General features: G+C 61.4%; 14 protein-coding genes. 8 read left to right on the forward strand and 6 right to left on the reverse strand.

The genetic code is table 11. The features are described from left to right. Nucleotides 1-83 precede the first annotated feature (83 nt). Complete coding sequence (locus GA0061100_RS14115) at nt 84-743, forward strand: YggS family pyridoxal phosphate-dependent enzyme (RefSeq protein ID WP_075853357.1); 660 nt, start codon at nt 84-86, stop codon at nt 741-743. Between the two features lie 24 nt (nt 744-767). Here GA0061100_RS14115 and GA0061100_RS14120 read toward each other — a convergent pair whose 3' ends face one another. Both GA0061100_RS14120 and GA0061100_RS14125 read right to left on the reverse strand, forming a co-directional pair. Further along, complete coding sequence (locus GA0061100_RS14120) at nt 768-1,193, reverse strand: hypothetical protein (protein ID WP_075853358.1); 426 nt, start codon at nt 1,191-1,193, stop codon at nt 768-770. 167 nt (nt 1,194-1,360) lie between these two features. Next, complete coding sequence (locus tag GA0061100_RS14125) at nt 1,361-2,068, reverse strand: DUF1013 domain-containing protein (RefSeq protein WP_075853359.1); 708 nt, start codon at nt 2,066-2,068, stop codon at nt 1,361-1,363. A gap of 223 nt (nt 2,069-2,291) precedes the next feature. On the opposite strand from GA0061100_RS14125, the gene acs reads away from it, so the two are divergent. Continuing rightward, nucleotides 2,292-4,250 carry an acetate--CoA ligase gene (gene acs, locus GA0061100_RS14130; RefSeq protein WP_075853360.1) on the forward strand — a complete coding sequence of 653 codons (1,959 nt, stop codon included), beginning with the start codon at nt 2,292-2,294 and terminating at the stop codon, nt 4,248-4,250. Nucleotides 4,251-4,312: 62 nt separating this feature from the next. On the opposite strand, the gene GA0061100_RS14135 is transcribed toward acs, so the two are convergent. Together GA0061100_RS14135 and GA0061100_RS14140 are read right to left on the reverse strand one after the other, a co-directional pair. Next, nucleotides 4,313-5,305, reverse strand: coding sequence for an alpha/beta hydrolase family protein (locus tag GA0061100_RS14135; protein ID WP_075853361.1), 993 nt, complete (start codon nt 5,303-5,305; stop codon nt 4,313-4,315). A 37-nt stretch (nt 5,306-5,342) separates the two neighbouring features. After that, the gene (locus tag GA0061100_RS14140; RefSeq protein ID WP_075853362.1) at nt 5,343-5,570 is read right to left on the reverse strand and encodes a DUF1674 domain-containing protein; all 228 of its coding nucleotides are present in this window, start codon (nt 5,568-5,570) and stop codon (nt 5,343-5,345) included. A 110-nt stretch (nt 5,571-5,680) separates the two neighbouring features. Here GA0061100_RS14140 and htpX point away from each other — a divergent pair, with 110 nt between their 5' ends. From htpX to purH, 4 genes are all read left to right on the forward strand, one after another. Then, nucleotides 5,681-6,679, forward strand: a complete 999-nt coding sequence (htpX, locus tag GA0061100_RS14145) for a zinc metalloprotease HtpX (protein WP_075853363.1) — start codon at nt 5,681-5,683, stop codon at nt 6,677-6,679. Then, nucleotides 6,676-8,085, forward strand: a complete 1,410-nt coding sequence (locus GA0061100_RS14150; RefSeq protein WP_075853364.1) for an RsmB/NOP family class I SAM-dependent RNA methyltransferase — start codon at nt 6,676-6,678, stop codon at nt 8,083-8,085. The genes htpX and GA0061100_RS14150 overlap by 4 nt, the downstream gene beginning before the upstream one ends. A 91-nt stretch (nt 8,086-8,176) precedes the next feature. Then, nucleotides 8,177-9,880 (forward strand): heparinase II/III family protein, encoded by a 1,704-nt coding sequence (locus GA0061100_RS14155; RefSeq protein WP_075853365.1) that lies wholly within the window; start codon nt 8,177-8,179, stop codon nt 9,878-9,880. A gap of 171 nt (nt 9,881-10,051) precedes the next feature. Beyond that, a complete protein-coding gene (gene purH, locus GA0061100_RS14160) occupies nt 10,052-11,668 on the forward strand; it encodes a bifunctional phosphoribosylaminoimidazolecarboxamide formyltransferase/IMP cyclohydrolase (protein ID WP_075853366.1) in 1,617 nt (538 codons plus the stop codon). Between the two features lie 66 nt (nt 11,669-11,734). Here purH and GA0061100_RS14165 read toward each other — a convergent pair whose 3' ends face one another. After that, the gene (locus GA0061100_RS14165; RefSeq protein WP_075853367.1) at nt 11,735-13,123 is read right to left on the reverse strand and encodes an MFS transporter; all 1,389 of its coding nucleotides are present in this window, start codon (nt 13,121-13,123) and stop codon (nt 11,735-11,737) included. Between the two features lie 49 nt (nt 13,124-13,172). Then, nucleotides 13,173-17,963 carry an NAD-glutamate dehydrogenase gene (locus tag GA0061100_RS14170; RefSeq protein WP_075853368.1) on the reverse strand — a complete coding sequence of 1,597 codons (4,791 nt, stop codon included), beginning with the start codon at nt 17,961-17,963 and terminating at the stop codon, nt 13,173-13,175. A 295-nt stretch (nt 17,964-18,258) separates the two neighbouring features. Here GA0061100_RS14170 and pdxY point away from each other — a divergent pair, with 295 nt between their 5' ends. Both pdxY and GA0061100_RS14180 read left to right on the forward strand, forming a co-directional pair. After that, nucleotides 18,259-19,134 (forward strand): pyridoxal kinase PdxY, encoded by an 876-nt coding sequence (gene pdxY, locus GA0061100_RS14175; RefSeq protein ID WP_075853369.1) that lies wholly within the window; start codon nt 18,259-18,261, stop codon nt 19,132-19,134. Between the two features lie 72 nt (nt 19,135-19,206). Further along, nucleotides 19,207-19,848: a carbonic anhydrase gene (locus GA0061100_RS14180; protein ID WP_075853370.1), complete on the forward strand. Its 642-nt coding sequence runs from the start codon at nt 19,207-19,209 to the stop codon at nt 19,846-19,848. Nucleotides 19,849-19,911: the final 63 nt, after the last annotated feature.

Raw genomic sequence — 19,911 nt, forward strand, 5'->3', positions numbered from 1 at the left:
TTCGGGCGCTTTCACCCTTGGCAAAGCCTGCGTGCCTCATTACTGCAGGGATTGAGAAGCAGTCGAAATATCGAGGCGAAAAGATGGAACTTCAAGAGCGTCTGAACGAAGTCCGTTCCCATATCGCAGCGGCTGAACGCCAGGCTGGCCGAAAAGCCGGTTCCGTGCAGCTCGTTGCCGTTTCCAAGACGTTCGAGGTCGATCACATCCGCCCAGCGATTGCGGCCGGCCAGCGTGTCTTCGGTGAGAACCGCGTGCAGGAGAGCCAAGGCAAGTGGCCGGAACTGAAGACCGAAACTCCAGGGATCGAGCTGCACTTGATCGGGCCGCTGCAATCGAACAAGGCCGCAGATGCTGTTGCACTATTCGACGTTATCGAAACCGTTGACCGCGAAAAGATCGCGCGCACTCTTGCCGAGGAAATGAAACGGCAGGGCAAGGCTATAAAGCTATTTGTCCAGGTCAATACCGGTCTGGAGCCGCAAAAGGCAGGGATAGCACCTGACGATACGGTGGCGTTCGTCGATTTGTGTCGCAAGGAACTTGGTCTGGCGATCGAGGGCCTGATGTGCATTCCGCCGGCGGAGGAAAATCCGGGACCGCATTTTGCCCTGCTCGCAAAACTTGCCAAGCAGGCCGGCGTGGAAAGACTCTCCATGGGGATGTCGAGCGATTATGAAATTGCCGTCGCCTTCGGCGCAACAAGCGTTCGCGTTGGTTCGGCGATCTTCGGGGCGCGATAACGCCGGCTTGCACCCTTCAAAGGGTCATGTAGGCGATGGCGGCACAACACGGGCTGCCCAACTTCCCCACCCGTAACCGAATACATTTCCTATTGTCGCACCAATGAACGACAAGGCGATGATACCGGTAACTTCCTCCCAGGAGATGGTGAAGGCGTAAGCGAGAAACGCGAATGCCAAAACGAGGAATGGCGCAAAAACCATCAGCATGACCAGCGTCAGTGCTGAGAATATGATGATGATGCCCGTGACGATAAGTTTGTCGACTTCGACAAGCGAGTAGATGGTGATGCCGACGATTACGAAGACGATCGGCAGTATGATATGCTCGAATATCGCGAATTTCCCAAAAAGCCCCCGAAGTACTCGCCGCCGCGTCCGCAGTGCTGAAACCACGGCAAAGATCAATCCGCACGCGTAACTGTAATATCCGATGGCCAGGACCGACATGGCTGATGCAACTCTCGCAGGGTCGTTTCGCTAAAGGCTACACAATATCCTTATGATTGTCCTGTTGCATATTGACACAACAAAAGGTTACACTTCATCAAGGATGAGACGCCAAAAAAACCCCGGTCGAGGACCGGGGCTTTGCAAAACGTCGGGTATGTCTGATCTTAGAACTGATCGTCGTCTTCGTCGTCGCGGCTGGTCGACTTCAGCGACTTCAGCTTGGCGAAAACGGCGTCGGCGTCGATTTCCTTTTCCTTCTCTTCTTCACGCTCATAGCTGAAGCCGAGCTTCTCGGTTTCCTGGGCGGGCTGCAGGGTCGCGCCGAGTTCGGCAGCGGTCGGCAGCGGACGGCCCTTGGCGGCCTTTTCGACTTCCATGTCGAGATCGATCTGGCTGCAGAGGCCAAGCGTTACCGGGTCCATCGGCGCCAGGTTGGCGGAGTTCCAGTGGGTGCGGTCGCGGATCTGCTCGATGGTCGACTTAGTGGTGCCGACGAGGCGGGAAATCTGCGCATCCTTCAGTTCCGGATGGTTGCGCACCAGCCAGAGGATGGCGTTCGGGCGGTCCTGGCGCTTGGAGACTGGGGTGTAACGCGGGCCGCGGCGCTTGGATTCCGGCACGCGAACCTTCGGCTCGGAAAGCTTCAGCTTGTGGTTCGGGTTGGCTTCGGCGCGGGCGATTTCGTCGCGGGTCAGCTGACCGGTCGAGATCGGGTCGAGGCCCTTGATGCCCTGTGCTGCTTCGCCATCGGCAATGGCCTTCACTTCGAGCGGATGCAGCTTGCAGAACTGCGCGATCTGGTCGAATGACAAGGCTGTATTGTCGACAAGCCAGATGGCAGTTGCCTTCGGCATGAGCAATTGTTGAGCCATGGATATAGTCCTTCTGTCAGTCCGCGCCGGTGTCGCGGTCCGGGGTGTAACACCACATTGTCCGGGAAATACGGCCCTATATAGCGATAGTGTCGCGTAATTGCAATTCTTTGCGCATGAAATGCACTTTGTCTAATTGCTGTCGTAGTTTGACCTGCTATTTATTGCGCGGAAAGAGTACTCGCGATTACAAATCGGAGTGTGAGGATTTGAGGAGGAAACAATGTCGGAGAAGATCCATCCTGTGACGAAACCGGTCAAGGCACGCGCCCTGATCGACAAGGCGAAGTACCAGAAATGGTATGAGCAGAGCGTCGAGGATCCCGACAAGTTCTGGGGCAAGCACGGCAAGCGCATCGACTGGTTCAAGCCCTATACCAAGGTCAAGAACACGTCCTTTACCGGCAAGGTTTCGATCAAGTGGTTTGAGGACGGCGTCACCAACGTCTCCTACAATTGCATCGACCGGCATCTGAAGAAGCACGGCGATCGTGTCGCTTTCATCTGGGAAGGCGACAATCCCTATATCGACAAGAAGGTCACCTATAACGAGCTTTACGAGCAGGTCTGCCGGCTGGCGAACGTGCTCAAGAAGCACGGCGTCAAGAAGGGCGATCGCGTCACCATCTACATGCCGATGATCCCGGAAGCCGCCTATGCGATGCTGGCCTGCGTCCGCATCGGCGCGGTGCATTCGGTGGTCTTTGGCGGCTTCTCGCCGGAGGCGCTTGCCGGCCGCATCGTCGACTGCGCATCGACCGTCGTCATTACCTGCGACGAAGGCGTTCGCGGCGGCAAGTCCATTCCGTTGAAGGAAAACACCGACACGGCCATTCAGATCGCCGCCAAGCAGAAGGTTGCGGTCAAGACGGTGATTGCCGTGCGCCGCACCGGCGGCAAAGTCGGCTGGGAGCCTGGCCGCGATGTCTGGTACCACGAGGAAATCGCCAAGGTGAAGGCCGATTGCCCGCCGGCGAAGATGAAGGCGGAAGACCCGCTGTTCATCCTCTATACCTCCGGCTCCACCGGCAAGCCGAAGGGCGTGCTGCACACGACGGCCGGCTATCTCGTCTATGCGGCGATGACGCATGAATACACGTTCGACTATCACCCCGGCGATATCTACTGGTGCACGGCCGATGTCGGCTGGGTCACCGGCCACTCCTATATCGTCTACGGGCCGCTCGCCAATGCCGCGACCTCGCTGATGTTCGAAGGCGTGCCGAACTATCCCGACCAGGGCCGCTTCTGGGACGTCATCGACAAGCACAAGGTCAATATCTTCTACACCGCGCCGACGGCGATCCGCTCGCTGATGGGAGCCGGCGATCATTTCGTCAAGCGCGCCTCGCGCTCCAGCCTGCGCATCCTCGGCACGGTCGGCGAACCCATTAATCCGGAAGCCTGGGAATGGTATTACAAGGTGGTCGGCGACAGCCGCTGCCCGATCGTCGATACCTGGTGGCAGACTGAAACCGGCGGCCACATGATCACGCCGCTTCCAGGCGCGACCGATCTCAAGGCCGGCTCGGCCACCCTGCCCTTCTTCGGCGTGCAGCCGCAGCTGGTCGACAATGAAGGCAACGTGCTGGAAGGGGCTGCCGACGGCAATCTCGTCATCGCCGACAGCTGGCCGGGCCAAATGCGCACGGTCTACGGCGACCACGAGCGCTTCATCCAGACCTACTTCTCCACCTACAAGGGCAAGTATTTCACCGGCGACGGCTGCCGCCGCGATGAGGACGGTTACTACTGGATCACCGGCCGCGTCGACGATGTGCTGAACGTCTCGGGCCATCGCCTCGGCACGGCGGAAGTGGAATCGGCGCTGGTGTCGCACAAACACGTGTCCGAAGCCGCCGTCGTCGGCTATCCGCATTCGATCAAGGGTCAGGGCATCTATTGCTATGTGACGCTGATGGTTGGCCTCGAGGGCTCGGATACGCTGCGGCAGGAGCTGGTGAAGCATGTCCGCGCCGAAATCGGCCCGATCGCCTCGCCGGACAAGATCCAGTTCACGCCTGGCCTGCCGAAAACACGCTCCGGCAAGATCATGCGCCGCATCCTGCGCAAGATCGCCGAAGACGATTTCGGCGCACTCGGCGACACCTCGACGCTCGCCGATCCGGCTGTCGTTGATGATCTGATCGCCAACAGGCAGAACAAGGCTGATGCGGCGTAGATCGAACGAGGGGCATTAGGCCATTCGACGTTAGGCGAGAGCTTTGCTCTCGCCTAAGCTTCTCATCTTGCAGTGCTGAAAAAAGCAATTGCTGTTTGCGCAACATGGTTGTGCACGTTTTCGCGTACCAAGCCTGGGGTGTCGGTAAAGACCGCTGGTGCGGCCTTCAAGCCTTGTGGTGTGGGCTCAGGCAAAAACGTATAGTGGCCTACTCCGCCGTCCATGATTTCAAGGGAGCTGGAGCGCACATTTTCGTGGAGCCATGTGCAGCACTCGTGGGCCGGGGCTATGAGATCGGCGTCGCCGCCAATGATTTGAATGGGTACTGTTATTTCCTCGAGGCTTTGCTTGGCAAAGCCGAGAACCGAGCGACCCGGTGCAATCGCCAAAGCGGCTTTCAATCTGTCATCCCTGAAGCTGTCTCGTCGTCGATTCCATGATTCCAGGAACATCTCATCCTGGAGAAGCGAAGGAATGTGATCCGCCAAATCAGGGAATTCTCTCGGGCCACGTATGGGGCTCTTTTGATGGTTATCCGGTTCGAACTGCGAGTAGGCAACGCGCGCGCCCACAAGCAGCATCGCAGTATAGGCGCCGGCGGAGAAACCCGCGACGTAGGCCTGGTCTTCGACGGCCCCTCCCAAAACCTCTCTCCAGTCATTGACATCGAGCAGGGCCGTCAGATCAGCCGCGCGCTCCCAGAGACAGAGGAACCCCTCGGCCCTGTAGGGTTCCGAACCTGTATGGCCGTGATGGTCGATGCCCAAGGTCACAAAGCCGGCCTGCGCCAGGCGATGTCCGAGCCATTCCAGTCCGATGGCAAGGCCGCCCGACCCATGGGACAGCAACACCAGGGGGCGCGGATCGGAAGACTTCTTCAACGGCGCGTTGGGCGCGACCGGCTTTTGCTTGAACCAAGACGGCGGAGGTACAATTTCGGCTGCATCATCATCGGCCGGATACCATGCGTACCAAGCCAAAGGGCGATGGTCCGTATGGCTCCAGTTTGTGCGCTTGCTATCAAAGGATAGACCTTGAGAGAAACCTACGGCCATTATTCTCTCATCGAATGACGACTAACCTATATTCATCTCAAAAATCGATCGCCCGGCCGTTGATTTCCCAATCGCCGAAGCGGGCGGGATCAGAGCCGCCGCGGCCGCCGATTTCGGGAGGGAGCTCGGCCCGTGCTTGAGCTTCCTTCGCCTGGCGCCGCTCCTCAGCTTCGGCAAGGGCGCGCTTGGCAGCGGGCGAGAGCGGTTTGCGGGTCGCTTCACCGGCTTCGGTGTCGAGTTTATTGTCGTTATCTGCTGTCTGCATGGTCTCGTACGACCTCCGGAATATTGAAATGGAGGGAGGAATAGCCAAATCATAGTGCGTCCGGCCGCAAAGAAAAAGGTTTGGACGACAGATGTGTTGGAGACCTTTCGATGAATCTCATGCGTACTGCCATGCTGCTTGCCTTCATGACCGCGCTTTTCATGGGCGTCGGCTATCTGATCGGCGGTCAATCGGGCATGCTGATCGCATTTGTCGTGGCCGCCGGCATGAATTTCTTTTCCTACTGGAATTCGGACCGCATGGTGCTCTCTACCTATGGTGCGCAGGAGGTGGATGAGCGCAGCGCCCCGGAATTCTACAGGATCGTCCGCGATCTCGCCCGCAATGCCGGCCTGCCGATGCCTAGGGTTTATCTCTATGACAGCCCGCAGCCGAATGCGTTTGCCACGGGCCGCAATCCAGAAAATGCCGCCGTTGCCGCCTCCACGGGTCTTCTGCACGCACTGACGCCCGACGAAGTCGCTGGCGTGATGGCGCACGAGCTTGCCCATGTGCAGAACCGCGATACGCTGACCATGACGATTACGGCGACGCTTGCCGGCGCCATTTCCATGCTCGGCAACTTCGCCTTCTTCTTCGGCGGCCGCCGCGACAACAACAATCCGCTCGGCATGATCGGCGTTCTCGCGGCGATGATCGTCGCGCCTCTTGCTGCCATGCTGGTGCAGATGGCGATCAGCCGCACGCGCGAATATTCGGCCGACCGCCGTGGCGCGGAAATCTGCGGCAACCCGCTCTGGCTCGCCTCGGCGCTTGGCAAGATCGCCCGCGGTGCGGCGCATATTCCGAATGAGGAAGCCGAAGGTCATCCGGCGACGGCGCATATGTTCATCATCAATCCGCTTTCCGGCGAGCGCATGGACAACCTGTTTTCCACGCATCCGAACACGGAAAACCGCATCGCCGCGCTGCACGACATGGCCCGTTACGGCGGCGGCGGCACCTCGCCGATGCCGCCCTCTTCAGGCCCATCTTCGGGCTTTGGCTCGACGGGACCGGTTCTGACTGCTAATCCGGGGCGCAAATCGCGCTCCGTGCCGAATACGGGTCGCGGTGGTTCGCAACCGCCGAAGGGTCCCTGGTCTTGAGTTCTGACACGAAAAACAACGCTTCCAACAAAGACGGAAAACGATCGGGCAAGCGGCCGCAGCAGTCGCGGCCGGCCGATTTGTCTCCACCGAAGCCCGGCCTTGCGGCCCGCGCGGCGGCGTCGAAGATCCTGGGAGCCGTGCTGGACCGCAAGACGCCGCTCGACGGCATGCTTGATGCCGAAGGCGGCAGCGCTGCCTATACGACGCTCAGCGATGGCGACCGGGCCTTGGTGCGCGCCATTTTGAACAGCGCGCTCAGGCACCTGCCGCGCATCGAGGCGGCGATATCGTCGCTGCTCGATTCGCCGCTGCCGGAAGGTGCCCGCGCCCTGCATCACGTGCTGGTCGTCGGTGCGACGCAGATCCTCTATCTCGACGTGCCGGATCATTCCGCCGTCGATCTTGCTGTCGAGCAGGCCAACCGCGATCCCCGCAACCGCCGCTTCGCCAAGCTGGTCAACGCCATCCTCCGCCGCATCGGCCGTGAGAAGCAGGAGATACTCGAGCGGGTCGCGAAGGTGCCGGCCATGCCGGACTGGTTCCTCTCTCGCCTGGAAGCTGCCTATGGCGCGCCAGCCGCGTTCAAAATTTCCGACACGCAGCTTGAGCCGGCCGCGATCGATCTCACGGTGAAATCCGATCCCGAAGGCTGGGCGAAGCGGTTGAACGGTACCGTGTTGCCGACCGGCGGCGTGAGGCTTGCTGCGTTCGAGGGGTCCATTCCCTCGCTGGAAGGATTCGACGAGGGCGAGTGGTGGGTTCAGGATGCCGCCGCCAGCATTCCGGCCAGGCTTTTCGGCCCATTGACCGGCAAGCGGGTCGTCGACCTCTGTGCGGCGCCCGGCGGTAAGACGGCCCAGCTTATTCTCGCGGGCGCCGAGGTCACGGCTCTCGATCAATCCGCCAACCGGCTGAAGCGGCTATCCGGCAATCTCTCTCGCCTTGGTTTCGAGGCCGAGACCGTCGTTGCCGATATGAGCAAATATCAGCCCGAGGCGCTGTTCGATGCCGCTCTTCTCGATGCGCCCTGCTCCTCGACGGGTACGACGCGTCGTCATCCCGACGTGCTCTGGACCAAGGGGCCGGAAGATATCGCCAAGCTTGCCGGCCTGCAGGCGCGCCTGCTTCGCCATGCCCTGACGCTCGTCAAACCCGGCGGCGTGGTGGTCTTTTCCAATTGTTCGCTCGATCCCGAAGAGGGCGAGGATCTGGTCGCGCGGCTGCTTGCCGAGAAGGATGACGTGGAGCGCGTGCCGATCGACGCGGGGGATTGGCCGGGTTTGGAAGCGGCGATTTCGCCGCTCGGCGCCTTCCGCACCACGCCGGACATGCTGCCGCTTGCCGATGGCTTTGCCTCCGGCCTCGACGGCTTTTTCGCAGTCGTGCTTCGACGCACGCATTGATGACGGTTCGCCGCGTCATCCATCAAGCGGTTAAAAAACCGGTAATATGTCCTTTATCGGTATATCCGTAACCTCTTTTTAACCACGGATAATGAGAGTAAGCAGAAGCAAATATGCAGATCTGCGGCAGGGTTTTGTGAGTTCATACATGCGGGAAGCATGGCGGCGGATGTCGCGCCGCGCGGCGTTGACGCGATTGCGTCTCACCCGCCACACGATGCGTGTGCCGGAGCGCCTAATCGTGGCGCCGACCGACCTTCGCAGCGTCGATCCCTTTTTCGTCGAAGAGCTTCTGAACGGCCGCATCCTGCTGGCTGGGCGGGTTCTGGAAACGCAAGGCGCTTCGCCCTTTTCGCTGGAGCTCCCGTCGCTGGCCTTTGCAGCGCGGCTGCATAATTTCCGCTGGTTGCGGCATTTGCGGGCGGAAAAGAGCGATCAGGCCTCGGCCATGGCGCGTTCGATCCTCACCGACTGGATCGCGGTTCACGGCCGCCGGCTGCATGGCCTTGCCTGGTCGCCCGATATAGCGGCGCAGCGGCTGGTCGCGCTCCTGTCGCATTCGCCCGTGCTTTTGCAGGGCACCGATAGCGGCTTCTACCGCCGCTTCATGCGCATGCTCGTCTTTCATGTGCGCTTCTTGCGTCGGGTCGTGGCGTCGTCGCCCGATGGCATCACCCGTTTTCGTGTGCGCATCGCGCTTGCCATGGCCTCAGTCGCAATGCCGAGCAGTTCGCTGACGCTGAAACGGGCCGGTCAGGCGCTCGATCGCGAGATCGACCGGCAGATCCTGGCAGATGGCGGCCATATCTCCCGCAATCCGCGTGCGTCGCTGGAGCTGTTGCTCGACCTGCTGCCGCTGCGCCAGACCTATGTCAATCTCGGCCACGACGTGCCGGTGCGGCTGATCCCCGGCATCGACCGCATGTATCCGGCGCTGCGCTTTTTCCGCCATCAGGATGGCGATCTGGCGCTGTTCAACGGCGCGACATCGACGCTTGCCAACGAGCTGATGTCGGTGTTGCGTTATGACGAGACGGCGGGACAGGCCTTCAAGGCGCTGCCGCACACAAAATATCACCGGCTGTCGGCCGGTTCGGCCGTCGTCATCGTCGATGCCGGGAACGCCGCTTCGACCGATCTCAGCCGCACGGCCCATGCCGGCTGTCTGTCTTTCGAGATGTCCTCAGGCAAGACGCGCTTCATCATCAATTCCGGCGCGCCGGAGTTTGCGGGCGATCGCTTCATGCAGGCGGCGCGGGCGACGGCCGCGCATTCGACCGTCACGCTCAACGACACCTCGTCCTGCCAGTTTTCCAAGTCGAAATCGCTGGGGCCGATCATGGTCAGCGGTGTGAAAAAGGTCATCGTCGAGCGCGCCGAGACTGAAGACGGGCGCGACTATGTCCGCGCCGCGCACGACGGTTATCTCTCCACCTTCGGCTATGTCCACGAGCGCGAGGTCAGCCTCAACGCCAGCGGCACGATCGTCGCCGGCCGCGACCGGTTCCTGGTCCCGGAGGGTAGGAAGCAGCCGCCGAAAGGCGAAGGTATCGCCTCGGCCCGCTTTCATATTCACCCTTCCATCAGCCTGTTGCAGACCGAGACGGACTCCGCGCTGCTGATCGCGCCGGACGGGGAAACCTGGGTCTTCTCCTCGCCTGGCAACGAGGTGCTGGTGGCGGAAGACATCTTCTTTGCCGATCCTTCGGGCATGCGCTCTTCCGATCAGCTCGAGATCGTTTTCAAGATCACCGAAAAGCCGGAAATCCGCTGGTTTTTATCCCATCGGCCATAGGCTAACAGCGTCAGCTATGCTAACGGGGCGGCATTCCCGTCCCGCGCCATTTCCGCCGGACGTCTCATCTCCTCATACCAGAGCGTTTCCGCTCTGTTTTTTGTTATCGCAACTCCGGACGGAAAACCGCCATACACCTTTCCTGGAGTTGCTCTAGACCGGAGAAAGCCCATGGCCGTCGTTTCCAAGAAAATTCCCGCTCCCGACAAGGTGAAGGTGAAAACCGCGCTTTTGTCCGTCTTCGACAAGACCGGCATCGTCGAACTGGCGCGCGCGCTCAGCGAACAGGGCGTGCGCCTGCTGTCGACTGGCGGCACGCACAAGGCGATCGCGGCGGCCGGCCTTGCGGTAACCGACGTGTCGGAAGTGACGAATTTTCCGGAGATCATGGACGGCCGCGTCAAGACGCTGCATCCGAAGGTGCACGGCGGCCTGCTTGCCATTCGCGACGATGCCGAGCATCAGGCTGCGATGAAGGAGCACGGCATCGAGGCCATCGATCTTGCCGTCATCAACCTCTATCCCTTCGAGGACGTGCGCAAGGCCGGCGGTGATTATCCGACGACGGTTGAGAATATCGACATCGGCGGTCCGGCGATGATCCGCGCTTCGGCCAAGAACCATGCCTATGTGACCACGCTGACCGATCCCTCTGATTATGCCGAACTATTGACGCAGCTTTCCGCCGATGCCGGCCAGACCACTTATGATTTCCGCAAGCGCATGGCCGCCAAGGCCTTTGCCCGCACCGCCGCTTACGACGCGATGATCTCCAACTGGTTTGCCGAAGCGCTGGATATCGCCACGCCGCGCCACCGCGTCATTGGCGGGGTGCTGCGCGAGGAAATGCGCTATGGCGAAAACCCGCACCAGAAGGCGGCTTTCTACCTGACTGGGGAAAACCGTCCCGGCGTTTCCACGGCGACGCTCCTTCAGGGCAAGCAGCTTTCCTACAACAATATCAACGACACCGATGCGGCCTATGAGCTCGTTGCCGAGTTCCTGCCGGAAAACGGCCCGGCCTGCGCGATCATCAAGCATGCCAACCCTTGCGGTGTCGCCACCGGCCCGAGCCTCGCGGAAGCCTACAAGCGTGCTCTTGCCTGCGATTCCACCTCGGCCTTCGGCGGCATCATTGCTTTGAACAGCCTGCTCGACGCCGAAACGGCGGAAGAGATCGTCAAGCTTTTCACTGAGGTCATCATCGCGCCTGACGTCACCGAGGAAGCCAAGGCGATCATCGCCCGCAAGCCGAACCTCCGCCTGCTCTCGGTCGGCGCCCTGCCCGATCCGCGCGCTGCCGGCCTGACCGCAAAGACCGTCTCCGGCGGTCTGCTGGTCCAGAACCGCGATAATGCCTTGGTCGAGGACATGGAGCTCAAGGTCGTGACCAAGCGCGCGCCGACGGCGCAGGAGCTTGAGGACATGAAGTTCGCCTTCCGTGTTGCCAAGCACGTAAAGTCGAATGCCGTCGTCTACGCCAAGGATGGCCAGACGGCCGGTATCGGCGCGGGGCAGATGAGCCGTGTCGATTCCGCCCGGATCGCCGCCATCAAGGCCGAGGAAGCCGCCAAGGCCATGGGGCTCGCCGAGCCGCTGACGCGCGGCTCCGCCGTCGCTTCCGAAGCCTTCCTGCCCTTTGCCGACGGCCTGCTCTCGGCGATCGCTGCCGGCGCCACCGCCGTCATTCAGCCCGGTGGCTCGATGCGCGACCAGGAAGTCATCGACGCGGCCAATGAGCACAATGTCGCGATGGTCTTTACCGGCGTTCGCCATTTCCGCCATTAAATGGCGGATATACCCAATCGAAAAATTTTATATCCCGGCTGGCGAACCAGCCGGGATTTTCTTTGCCTACTTCTTCTCGTCGGCCGGATAGGGCGTTGGCAGCAAGAGCAACAGGCCGCCGGCAAGGAAGATGACGAGCGTCGCCATGCCGAGGCGGGCCGAGCCGCTCCAATAGGTCACCAGTGAGAAGAACAGCGTCGCCATGAAGCTGGTGGCGCGGCCTGACAGAGCGTAGATGCCGAAATAGCGGCCGGCTTCCGAGAGGCTTACGCTGCGGGCGAGATAGGAGCGCGAGGAGGCCTGCACAGGCCCGAAGGCGATGCCGATCAACAGGCCGTAGCCGATATAGGCCTTTTCCGCCGCCGTACCGAACAGACCGCCGGAGCTGACCGTGGAGAGCGGAACGAAGCCGAACAGCGTGAAGCCGGGACCGGTCGAGAGAATGCCGAAGGTGGCGATGAGCAGCAGCGTCAGGCTGATCGTAACTGTCGTCTTCGAGCCCAGCCAGCGATCGACATAGCCGGCGGCAAAGCAACCGAAGATGGCGATGACGTTGAGAATGATGCCGTAGATGCCGATCTCGATCGTCGCCCAGCCGAACATGCCGGCCGCGAATGTGCCGCCGAGGATCAAGAGGCCGTTGACGCCATCCTGATAGATCATGCGGGCGATGAGGAAGAGGCTGACGCCGCGCCGGCGCTTCAGCTCGCCCAAGGTCGCCGACAGCTCGCGCAGGCCCGAGCGAACGGCGGCGCGAAGTGGCAGGCCGCGGGCGGCGTCGGGCGTGAAGAGGAACATTGGCAGGATGAAGATGAGATACCAGACGGCCGAAATCGGTCCGGTGATGCGCGCATCCTCGCCGAGCGTTGCATCGAGGCCGAAGAGCGGCGTCTGGCCGAGAATGGTCCTGCCGGTCTGCGGATTGCCGGCGAGCAGCGCAACGACGGTGATCAGCACGATCATGCCGCCGAGATAGCCGAGGCCCCAGGCGGCGTTCGACAGCCTGCCGACATCGTCCTTGCCGACCAGCCGTGGCATCATCGAATCGTTGAAGACGATCGAGAATTCGGCCGAGATCGAGGCGAGAATCATGAAGATGACAGGGTAGATGACAGGCGATTCGGGCGCTGCTCCCCAGAGACAGAAGAGGCTTGCAATCTTGATGACGGCGAAGAAGGCGATCCAGGGTTTTCGGGCGCCCGATTGATCAGCGATCGAGCCGAGAACCGGGGAGAGAATGGCGATGATCACCGAGGAGATCGTCGCCATGTTACTCCAGGTCGTTTGCGCTGAGACAGGATCGGCCGTCAGCCGCGCAACGAAATAGGGGCCGAAAATGAAGGTGGTGACGACGGTGAAGAACGGCTGAGCCGCCCAGTCGAAGAACATCCAGCCCCAGATGCCGCGTGCCGGCACTTTGGCCGGCACGTCATTGTCAATTTCGGTTGCCACCAGATCCTGCCCCTCAATCCCTTACCCGTATGACGGGCCGGGGCGGACTGTGTCACCTTGCCCGGCCGTTCGCAAGATCGCTGAGCAGGCCCGCGGCGACGGTGATGCGGGCAAGGTTCGGATCGCCGCTTTCGCTGAGGCCGCCGAGTTCTTCGGCGATGCGATTGATGCGGATACGGTCTTCCGCATGCCAGGCCTGAACCGGCTGCTTGTCCTTCGGATGGTTTGATAGCGCCGAGATGACGATATCGCGGCGGGCGCCGGCGATCTGGTCGAGGCTGCGCGCGAGCGCCAGGCTCTCGTAATGATCGCCGGTGACGATCCGGCTGCCGGCAAGCAGCAGGCGACCGACGCGGAAGGTCTGCGACACCGTGAAGTAGCTTTCAGCCGCGCGGTTCAGCGTATCGCCGGTGCGCTCGGCGATCTGCATGATTTCCGGTACGAGAACGAGCGCGTAGATCGTGGCGATCTCCGAAGCCAGCTTTTCCGGCAGGCCGGCAGCCTGGTATTCCGCTTCGCGAGCGGCGATCTCGGCCGCGAAATCCGCCGGGATGTGGCTGAGGAAGACTGGGCGCAACTTCTTCAGGGCTGCGCGAAGCCGGCTAACGGTTTCCTCGATCTCACCCTTGGCGGCCCCGGTCTTCAGTAGCAGGCGCGTCAGAACGGTGTAGACCTCGGTGATCTCGCCATAGACGCGGTTCTGCATCTGGCCGCCGACCTTGCCGTCCAACGCGTCGGTCTCGTTCCAGAGCCGGTCGAGATCGAAGCCATCGCGGGCGATGACGGCGGCCTTGACGACTTCCGCAGCCGATGCCGCCGTCGCGTCCATCATGCTGACGGCAAAGCCCGGGCCGCCGCGGTTGATCGCTTCGTTGGCGAGCGCCGTGCCGATGATTTCGCGGCGCAGGCGATGGCTTTCGATATCGGTGGCGTTCGAACGCTGCATCTTGGCCGGGAAATAGCGGCTGAGGGTTGCGGCGAAATAGGGATCGTCAGGCAGGTCGCTGGCGACAAGCGCGTCGAAGAGAACGATCTTGGCATAGGAGAGCAGCACGCCGATTTCGGGGCGCGTCAGCGGGCGTCCGTTGGCGTAACGCTCGGCGAAGGTCTGGTCGTCGGGCAGGGTTTCGACCTTGCGATTGAGCTGTTTTGCTGCTTCCAGCACGCTCATAAAGCGGCTGAGTTCGAGAGCGTTGCCGGTGCCCTTGCGCTCTGTCAGCGAGATCGCCAGGGATTGCAGGTAGTTGTTGCGCAGGACGAGCGCGCCGACTTCGTCGGTCATCGACGCCAGCAGGATATCGCGCTTGGCGCGTGTCAGCCGGTCATCGAACATGGCGTTGGCGAGCGCGATCTTGATGTTGACCTCGACGTCGGAGGTGTTGACGCCGGCGGAGTTGTCTATGGCATCGGAGTTGCAGCGTCCGCCCTTGAGGCCATAGGCGATGCGGCCCTTCTGCGTGACACCGAGATTGGCACCCTCGCCGATCACCTTGGCGCGCACTTCCTCGGCCGTGATGCGGATCGGATCGTTGGCACGGTCGCCGACTTCCGAATCCGTCTCCGACGGCGCCTTGACGTAGGTGCCGATGCCGCCGAACCACAAGAGATCAACGGGAGCCCTGAGGATCGCCGTCATGATCTCGAAAGGTGTTGCGACTGACTTGTCGATGCCGATGGAGGCGACCGCCTCCGGCGTCAGCGTCACCGATTTGGCCGAGCGGGAGATGATCATCGCGCCCTTCGACAGGACCGAGTTGTCGAAATCCTGCCAGCTGGAGCGCGGCAGATCGAAAAGACGCTGGCGTTCGGCAAGCGTCTTTGCCATGTCCGGATCGGGATCGATGAAGATATCGCGGTGGTCGAAAGCGGCGAGCAGGCGGATCTTCGGAGACAGCAGCATGCCGTTGCCGAAGACGTCGCCGGACATGTCGCCGACGCCGACGACGTTGAAGGGCGTCGTCTGGATATCGATGTCCATTTCGCGGAAGTGGCGCTTCACGGTTTCCCAGGCGCCGCGGGCGGTGATGCCCATCTTCTTGTGGTCATAGCCGGCCGAGCCGCCCGAGGCGAAGGCGTCGTCCAGCCAGAAGCCGGCTTCCTGCGCGAGCGCATTGGCGGTGTCGGAGAAGGTGGCGGTGCCCTTGTCGGCGGCGACGACGAAATAGGGATCGTCGCCATCGAGCCGCACCGTGTCGGCCGGCGGGATGATATCGGCGCCGGAGATATTGTCGGTGATCGACAGCAGCGTGCGGATATAGGTTTTGTAGGCTTCGCGGCCGGCATTGAAGACCTCGTCGCGGCTGCCGCCGACCGGAAGCTTCTTCGGATAGAAGCCGCCCTTGGCGCCGACGGGCACGATGACGGCGTTCTTGACCTGCTGTGCCTTCACCAGGCCGAGCACTTCGGTGCGATAATCTTCAGCGCGGTCCGACCAGCGCAGGCCGCCGCGTGCCACCTTGCCGAAGCGCAGGTGCACGCCTTCCACTTCGACGCCGTAGACGAAGATTTCGCGGAAGGGGCGCGGCTCGGGCAGGCCATCGAGGAGCTTGGGATCGAGCTTGAAGGCGAGCATGGCCTTCGGCGTGCCGTCTGCATTCCTCTGGAAATAGTTGGTGCGCAGCGTCGCATCGATGGCATTAACGTAGCGGCGCAGGATGCGGTCGTCGTCGAGGCTCGGAACGTCGGCGAGCTCGGTCTCGATGGCGGCATGGAGGTCGGAAAGCTTCTTCGTGCGGTTCTTGTCGCTGAGTTTCGGATCGAGCGTGTCGTGGAACAGGCGGAAGAGCGAGGCAGCGATGCGCGGATACTTGTCCAACGTCGCAGAGATATAATCCTGCGAATAGGCAATGCCTGCCTGGCGCAGATAGCGGGAATAGGCGCGCAAGACGTTCGTCTCACGGGCGGAGAGGTCGGCTGAGACGATCAGCCGGTTGAAGGCATCATTGTCGATCGTGCCGCCGAAGGCGGCGAGGAAGGCTTCTTCCAGCGCGGCGCCATGACGGGCGAGATCGATCGTCAGGCCGCCGCGCGCTTCCAGTTCCATGTCGTGAAGCACGACATGGCCGGTGGAGCCGTCCTTGGCCGTGACGTAGATATCGAAGGTGCGCTCGCTGATGACGTTGAAGCCGAGATTTTCAAGCAGCGGCACGCGGCGCGACAGTGCGAGGTTGCCATCGCCATGGAAGATCTTCAGCGAGAGAATGTCGCCCGCCTCGTCCTTGCGGATATAGAAGCCGATACGGATCGGCTCGGCACCGGCCGTGGCGACGATATCGGGCAGGTCGGCAAAGGCGTCTTCCGGCGAGAAAGCTTCCTGGAAAGCCTGGCTGACGGAGATGTTCGGCGCTTTCGGACCTGCCAGCATGACGAAACGCTCATCCCAGCGGGCGGTGATGGCGCGGATCGCCTCTTCCAGCTTGGCTTGGGGAACGTGTGGCGTCTTGCCGGCGCTACGGCCGATGATGAAGTGAACGCGGGCCACGCCGCCTTCCGGGAAAGCCGGATAATAAGCGGAGACGCGGCCGTCATAGACTGACTTCAGGTAGTTGCCGATCTTCTCGCGGACGACGGAATCATATTCCTCGCGCGGGACATAGACGATGACGGAGACGAAGCGGTCGAAATGATCGATGCGCGGCAGCGCCCGCACGCGCGGCCGGTCTGTCAGGTCGTTGATCTGCTCGGCAAAGCTCGCGAGCAGCGTCGTATCGATCTGGAAGAGATCGTCGCGGGGGTAGGATTCCAGCGTGTTGTCGAGCATGCGGCCGGAATGGCTTGTGGGATCGAAGCCGAAGTGATCCTTGATCTTCTGCACCTTCGAGCGCAGCAGCGGCACTTCAATTGCGGCGCTGGTATAGGCGGTGGAGGTGAAGAGGCCGACGATGCGCAGCTCGCCGGTGACGTTGCCATCCGTGTCGAAGCGCTTGACGCCGACATAATCCATATAGGCGCGGCGATGGACGACCGACTTGACGTTGGCCTTGGTGACGATCAGGAAATCCGGCCCATCGAGGAAGGCGAGGATTTCAGGCGTCGTGGTCACCTGGTCCTTGCCCTGTCGGAGGACGCGGACATCCGGATTGGAGAGGATGCCGAGGCCGGTGCCGCGATCGCGCTCCACCTTGGCGTTGGCGCCCTTGCCGGAATAGACATATTCGCGCATGCCGAGGAAGGTGAAATTGCCGTCTCTTAGCCAGGCAAGGAAGGCGAGCGCTTCGTCTCGGTCGTTCTTACGGCGGCCGGCCGCTTCGTAGGTGGAAAGCTCGGAAATGACTGTGTCGAGGCGCGACAGCATCGGCTTCCAGTCGGAAACGGTAAGATGCGTCTGGTCGAGCACGGTCTGGACCCGCTTGGTCAGATCCGTTGCCTGCGCCGTCGATAGGGGTGAGAGATGCAACTGGATATGGCTGACGCGATGGGCGGGGTCGCTCGGTTGATCGGCTGAATAGAGGTTGGGCTGCTTGCCTTTCTCGATGATCAGGATCGGATGCACCGCCATATAGAGATCGCGGTAGCTGCTGGTCACTTCGCCCATGATCGATTCATAGAGGAAGGGCATGTTGTGGTCGGTGATCGAGAGGATCGACACGGCAACGCCATCGGGCTCGATGTTGGCGACCTGCTCGATGCTGACGCGCGGAGAGGTGCCGCCCCAGGCCGCGAGTTCCTTGGCCGCATGCGTCGCGGCAAGAGCCAGCATTTCCGGGCTGTAAAGCTCCATGTCGTCGTTGCTCGCCCGGCCGAACAGGATTTCGGGATCAAGGTGCGCCTCGCCCGTTGCCGCCGCTATCTTGCGTGCCGCTTCGATCTGTTTTTCCCGTTTCGGATTGGTCTTGGGCGCCATGGAATTCCTCCCGATTTTTGAATTTTGACGACAGTAGCAGAAGGTTTAGCGAAAAAACTGGCAAAAAGAATGCGAATTTGGTTGCTTTCGGACTGATTTTGGCCGGTTTTTTTTAAAAATCTTGCCGGAATGCGCGATCTCGATGCAAAGCGGATGTCATTAGTGTGAAATTGGCGGAGTGGGCTCGTCAACAGAGGTTTTCATGACTCTGTGAAGTGCGGTTGACAGAGTGCCGCCAAAGGGATCATCAACGGCGCCATGGCAGTTTGAAGCTCTGAACTTGAAAGCTAGCATCATGTCGCGAGTGTCCGCCGGCGCCGTTATCGTCATCTCCAGCCATGTCGTCCGAGGGTCGGTCGGCAATCGTGCGGCCGTCTTCGCGCTGGAGACGCTCGGCCATCCGGTGTGGGCGCTGCCGACGATCGTTCTGCCATGGCATCCCGGCCATGGGCGTTCGACGCGGCTAACCTTCAACGAGGCGGATTTCGACCATGCGATCGACGATCTCATCGCCGCACCCTGGCTTTCCGAGGTCAGGGCGGTGCTGTCGGGCTATTTCGGCAATGCTGCGCAGGCGCTTTCCGTCGCCCGGTTGGTAACGGCTTTGCGGGAGAAGAACCCCGATCTCCTCTATGCCTGCGATCCAGTTATTGGCGATGCTGGCGGGCTTTATGTGCCCGAGGCGACGGCGGAAGCGATCCGCGACCACCTGATCCCGCTGGCATCGCTGGCAACGCCGAACCGCTACGAGCTTGCCTGGCTTGCCGGTGCACCGCTCGAGGATAACAACGCCATCATGGAGGCGGCACTCGCCCTTGGGCCGTCGCGCATGCTGGTAACGTCCGCCGTGCCGATGATGGCCGGCGGCATCGGCAATCTCTATCTCAGCGGCCGAAATGCGCTGCTTGCAGAACATCGCAGCGTGGAAGGCGCGCCGAACGGGCTTGGCGATCTCTTGTCCGCCGTCTTCCTGTCGCGCCTGCTTTCCGGCATGGATGAGGAGCGGGCGCTGCAACTGACGACGGCCAGCGTCTTTGAAGTGCTGGCGCGCGCCGTCAAACGCGGCAGCAACGAGCTGACGCTGGCCGTCGATTCCGCAAGCCTGTCGACGCCGATGGCGATGGTGCAGCTGCGCCATCTTGTTCATCCGGCACAGCGGAAGAAAAAATAGCGGTTCGCGACGGTTAACGCTTTTTGCAGCGCAGCAGTTGCCATCGGCCGAAGCGCGCTGTAATCCAATGTCATGCAAAGCTTTCCCGACACCCTTCTGAACGGCTATCGCAATTTCATGAGTGGGCGTTACGTCGATGAGCGCGAACGCTATCGCACTCTGGCGGAACTCGGCCAGAACCCGTCGACGCTCGTGATTGCCTGTTGTGACTCCCGCTCAGCGCCGGAGATCATCTTCGATGCTGGCCCGGGAGAGCTCTTCGTCATCCGCAATGTCGCCAATATGGTGCCGCCCTACGAGCCGGACGGTAATTTCCATTCGACCTCGTCGGCGCTTGAATTCGCGGTTCTGTCGCTCAAGGTCTCCGACATCGTCGTCATGGGTCATGGCCGCTGCGGCGGCATCCGCGCCGCGCTCGATCCCGATGCCGAACCGCTCTCGCCGGGTGACTTCATCGGCCGGTGGATGGCATTGCTGAAGCCGGCTGCCGAACAGATCCAAAGCAATGACATCATGACGCAGACCGAGCGTCAGACGGCGCTGGAGCGTATTTCGATCCGCAATTCGCTGGAAAATCTGCGCAGCTTTCCCGAAATCAAGGCACGCGAGGAAGAAGGCAAGCTGCGCCTGCACGGCGCGTGGTTTGATATTTCGACCGGCGAGCTATGGATCATGGACCCGGCTACGCGCGATTTTATCCGCCCTGACGTTTAAGGGGCCGGTCGCCTGGTGGGGCCGAAGGCAGATCAAATGAAAAGGCGCTGCTGACCATCCCGT

The sequence above is a fragment of the Martinezella hainanensis genome (assembly GCF_900094555.1).
Lineage (GTDB): Bacteria > Pseudomonadota > Alphaproteobacteria > Rhizobiales > Rhizobiaceae > Rhizobium > Rhizobium hainanense.

Bases quoted from the DNA above. Each gene is read 5' to 3' on its own strand.
- GA0061100_RS14115 (WP_075853357.1), top strand. From the start codon at position 84: ATGGAACTTCAAGAGCGTCTGAACGAAGTCCGTTCCCATATCGCAGCG.
- GA0061100_RS14120 (WP_075853358.1), bottom strand. From the start codon at position 1,193: ATGTCGGTCCTGGCCATCGGATATTACAGTTACGCGTGCGGATTGATC.
- GA0061100_RS14125 (WP_075853359.1), bottom strand. From the start codon at position 2,068: ATGGCTCAACAATTGCTCATGCCGAAGGCAACTGCCATCTGGCTTGTC.
- acs (WP_075853360.1), top strand. From the start codon at position 2,292: ATGTCGGAGAAGATCCATCCTGTGACGAAACCGGTCAAGGCACGCGCC.
- GA0061100_RS14135 (WP_075853361.1), bottom strand. From the start codon at position 5,305: ATGGCCGTAGGTTTCTCTCAAGGTCTATCCTTTGATAGCAAGCGCACA.
- GA0061100_RS14140 (WP_075853362.1), bottom strand. From the start codon at position 5,570: ATGCAGACAGCAGATAACGACAATAAACTCGACACCGAAGCCGGTGAA.
- htpX (WP_075853363.1), top strand. From the start codon at position 5,681: ATGAATCTCATGCGTACTGCCATGCTGCTTGCCTTCATGACCGCGCTT.
- GA0061100_RS14155 (WP_075853365.1), top strand. From the start codon at position 8,177: ATGAGAGTAAGCAGAAGCAAATATGCAGATCTGCGGCAGGGTTTTGTG.
- purH (WP_075853366.1), top strand. From the start codon at position 10,052: ATGGCCGTCGTTTCCAAGAAAATTCCCGCTCCCGACAAGGTGAAGGTG.
- GA0061100_RS14170 (WP_075853368.1), bottom strand. From the start codon at position 17,963: ATGGCGCCCAAGACCAATCCGAAACGGGAAAAACAGATCGAAGCGGCA.
- pdxY (WP_075853369.1), top strand. From the start codon at position 18,259: ATGTCGCGAGTGTCCGCCGGCGCCGTTATCGTCATCTCCAGCCATGTC.
- GA0061100_RS14180 (WP_075853370.1), top strand. From the start codon at position 19,207: ATGCAAAGCTTTCCCGACACCCTTCTGAACGGCTATCGCAATTTCATG.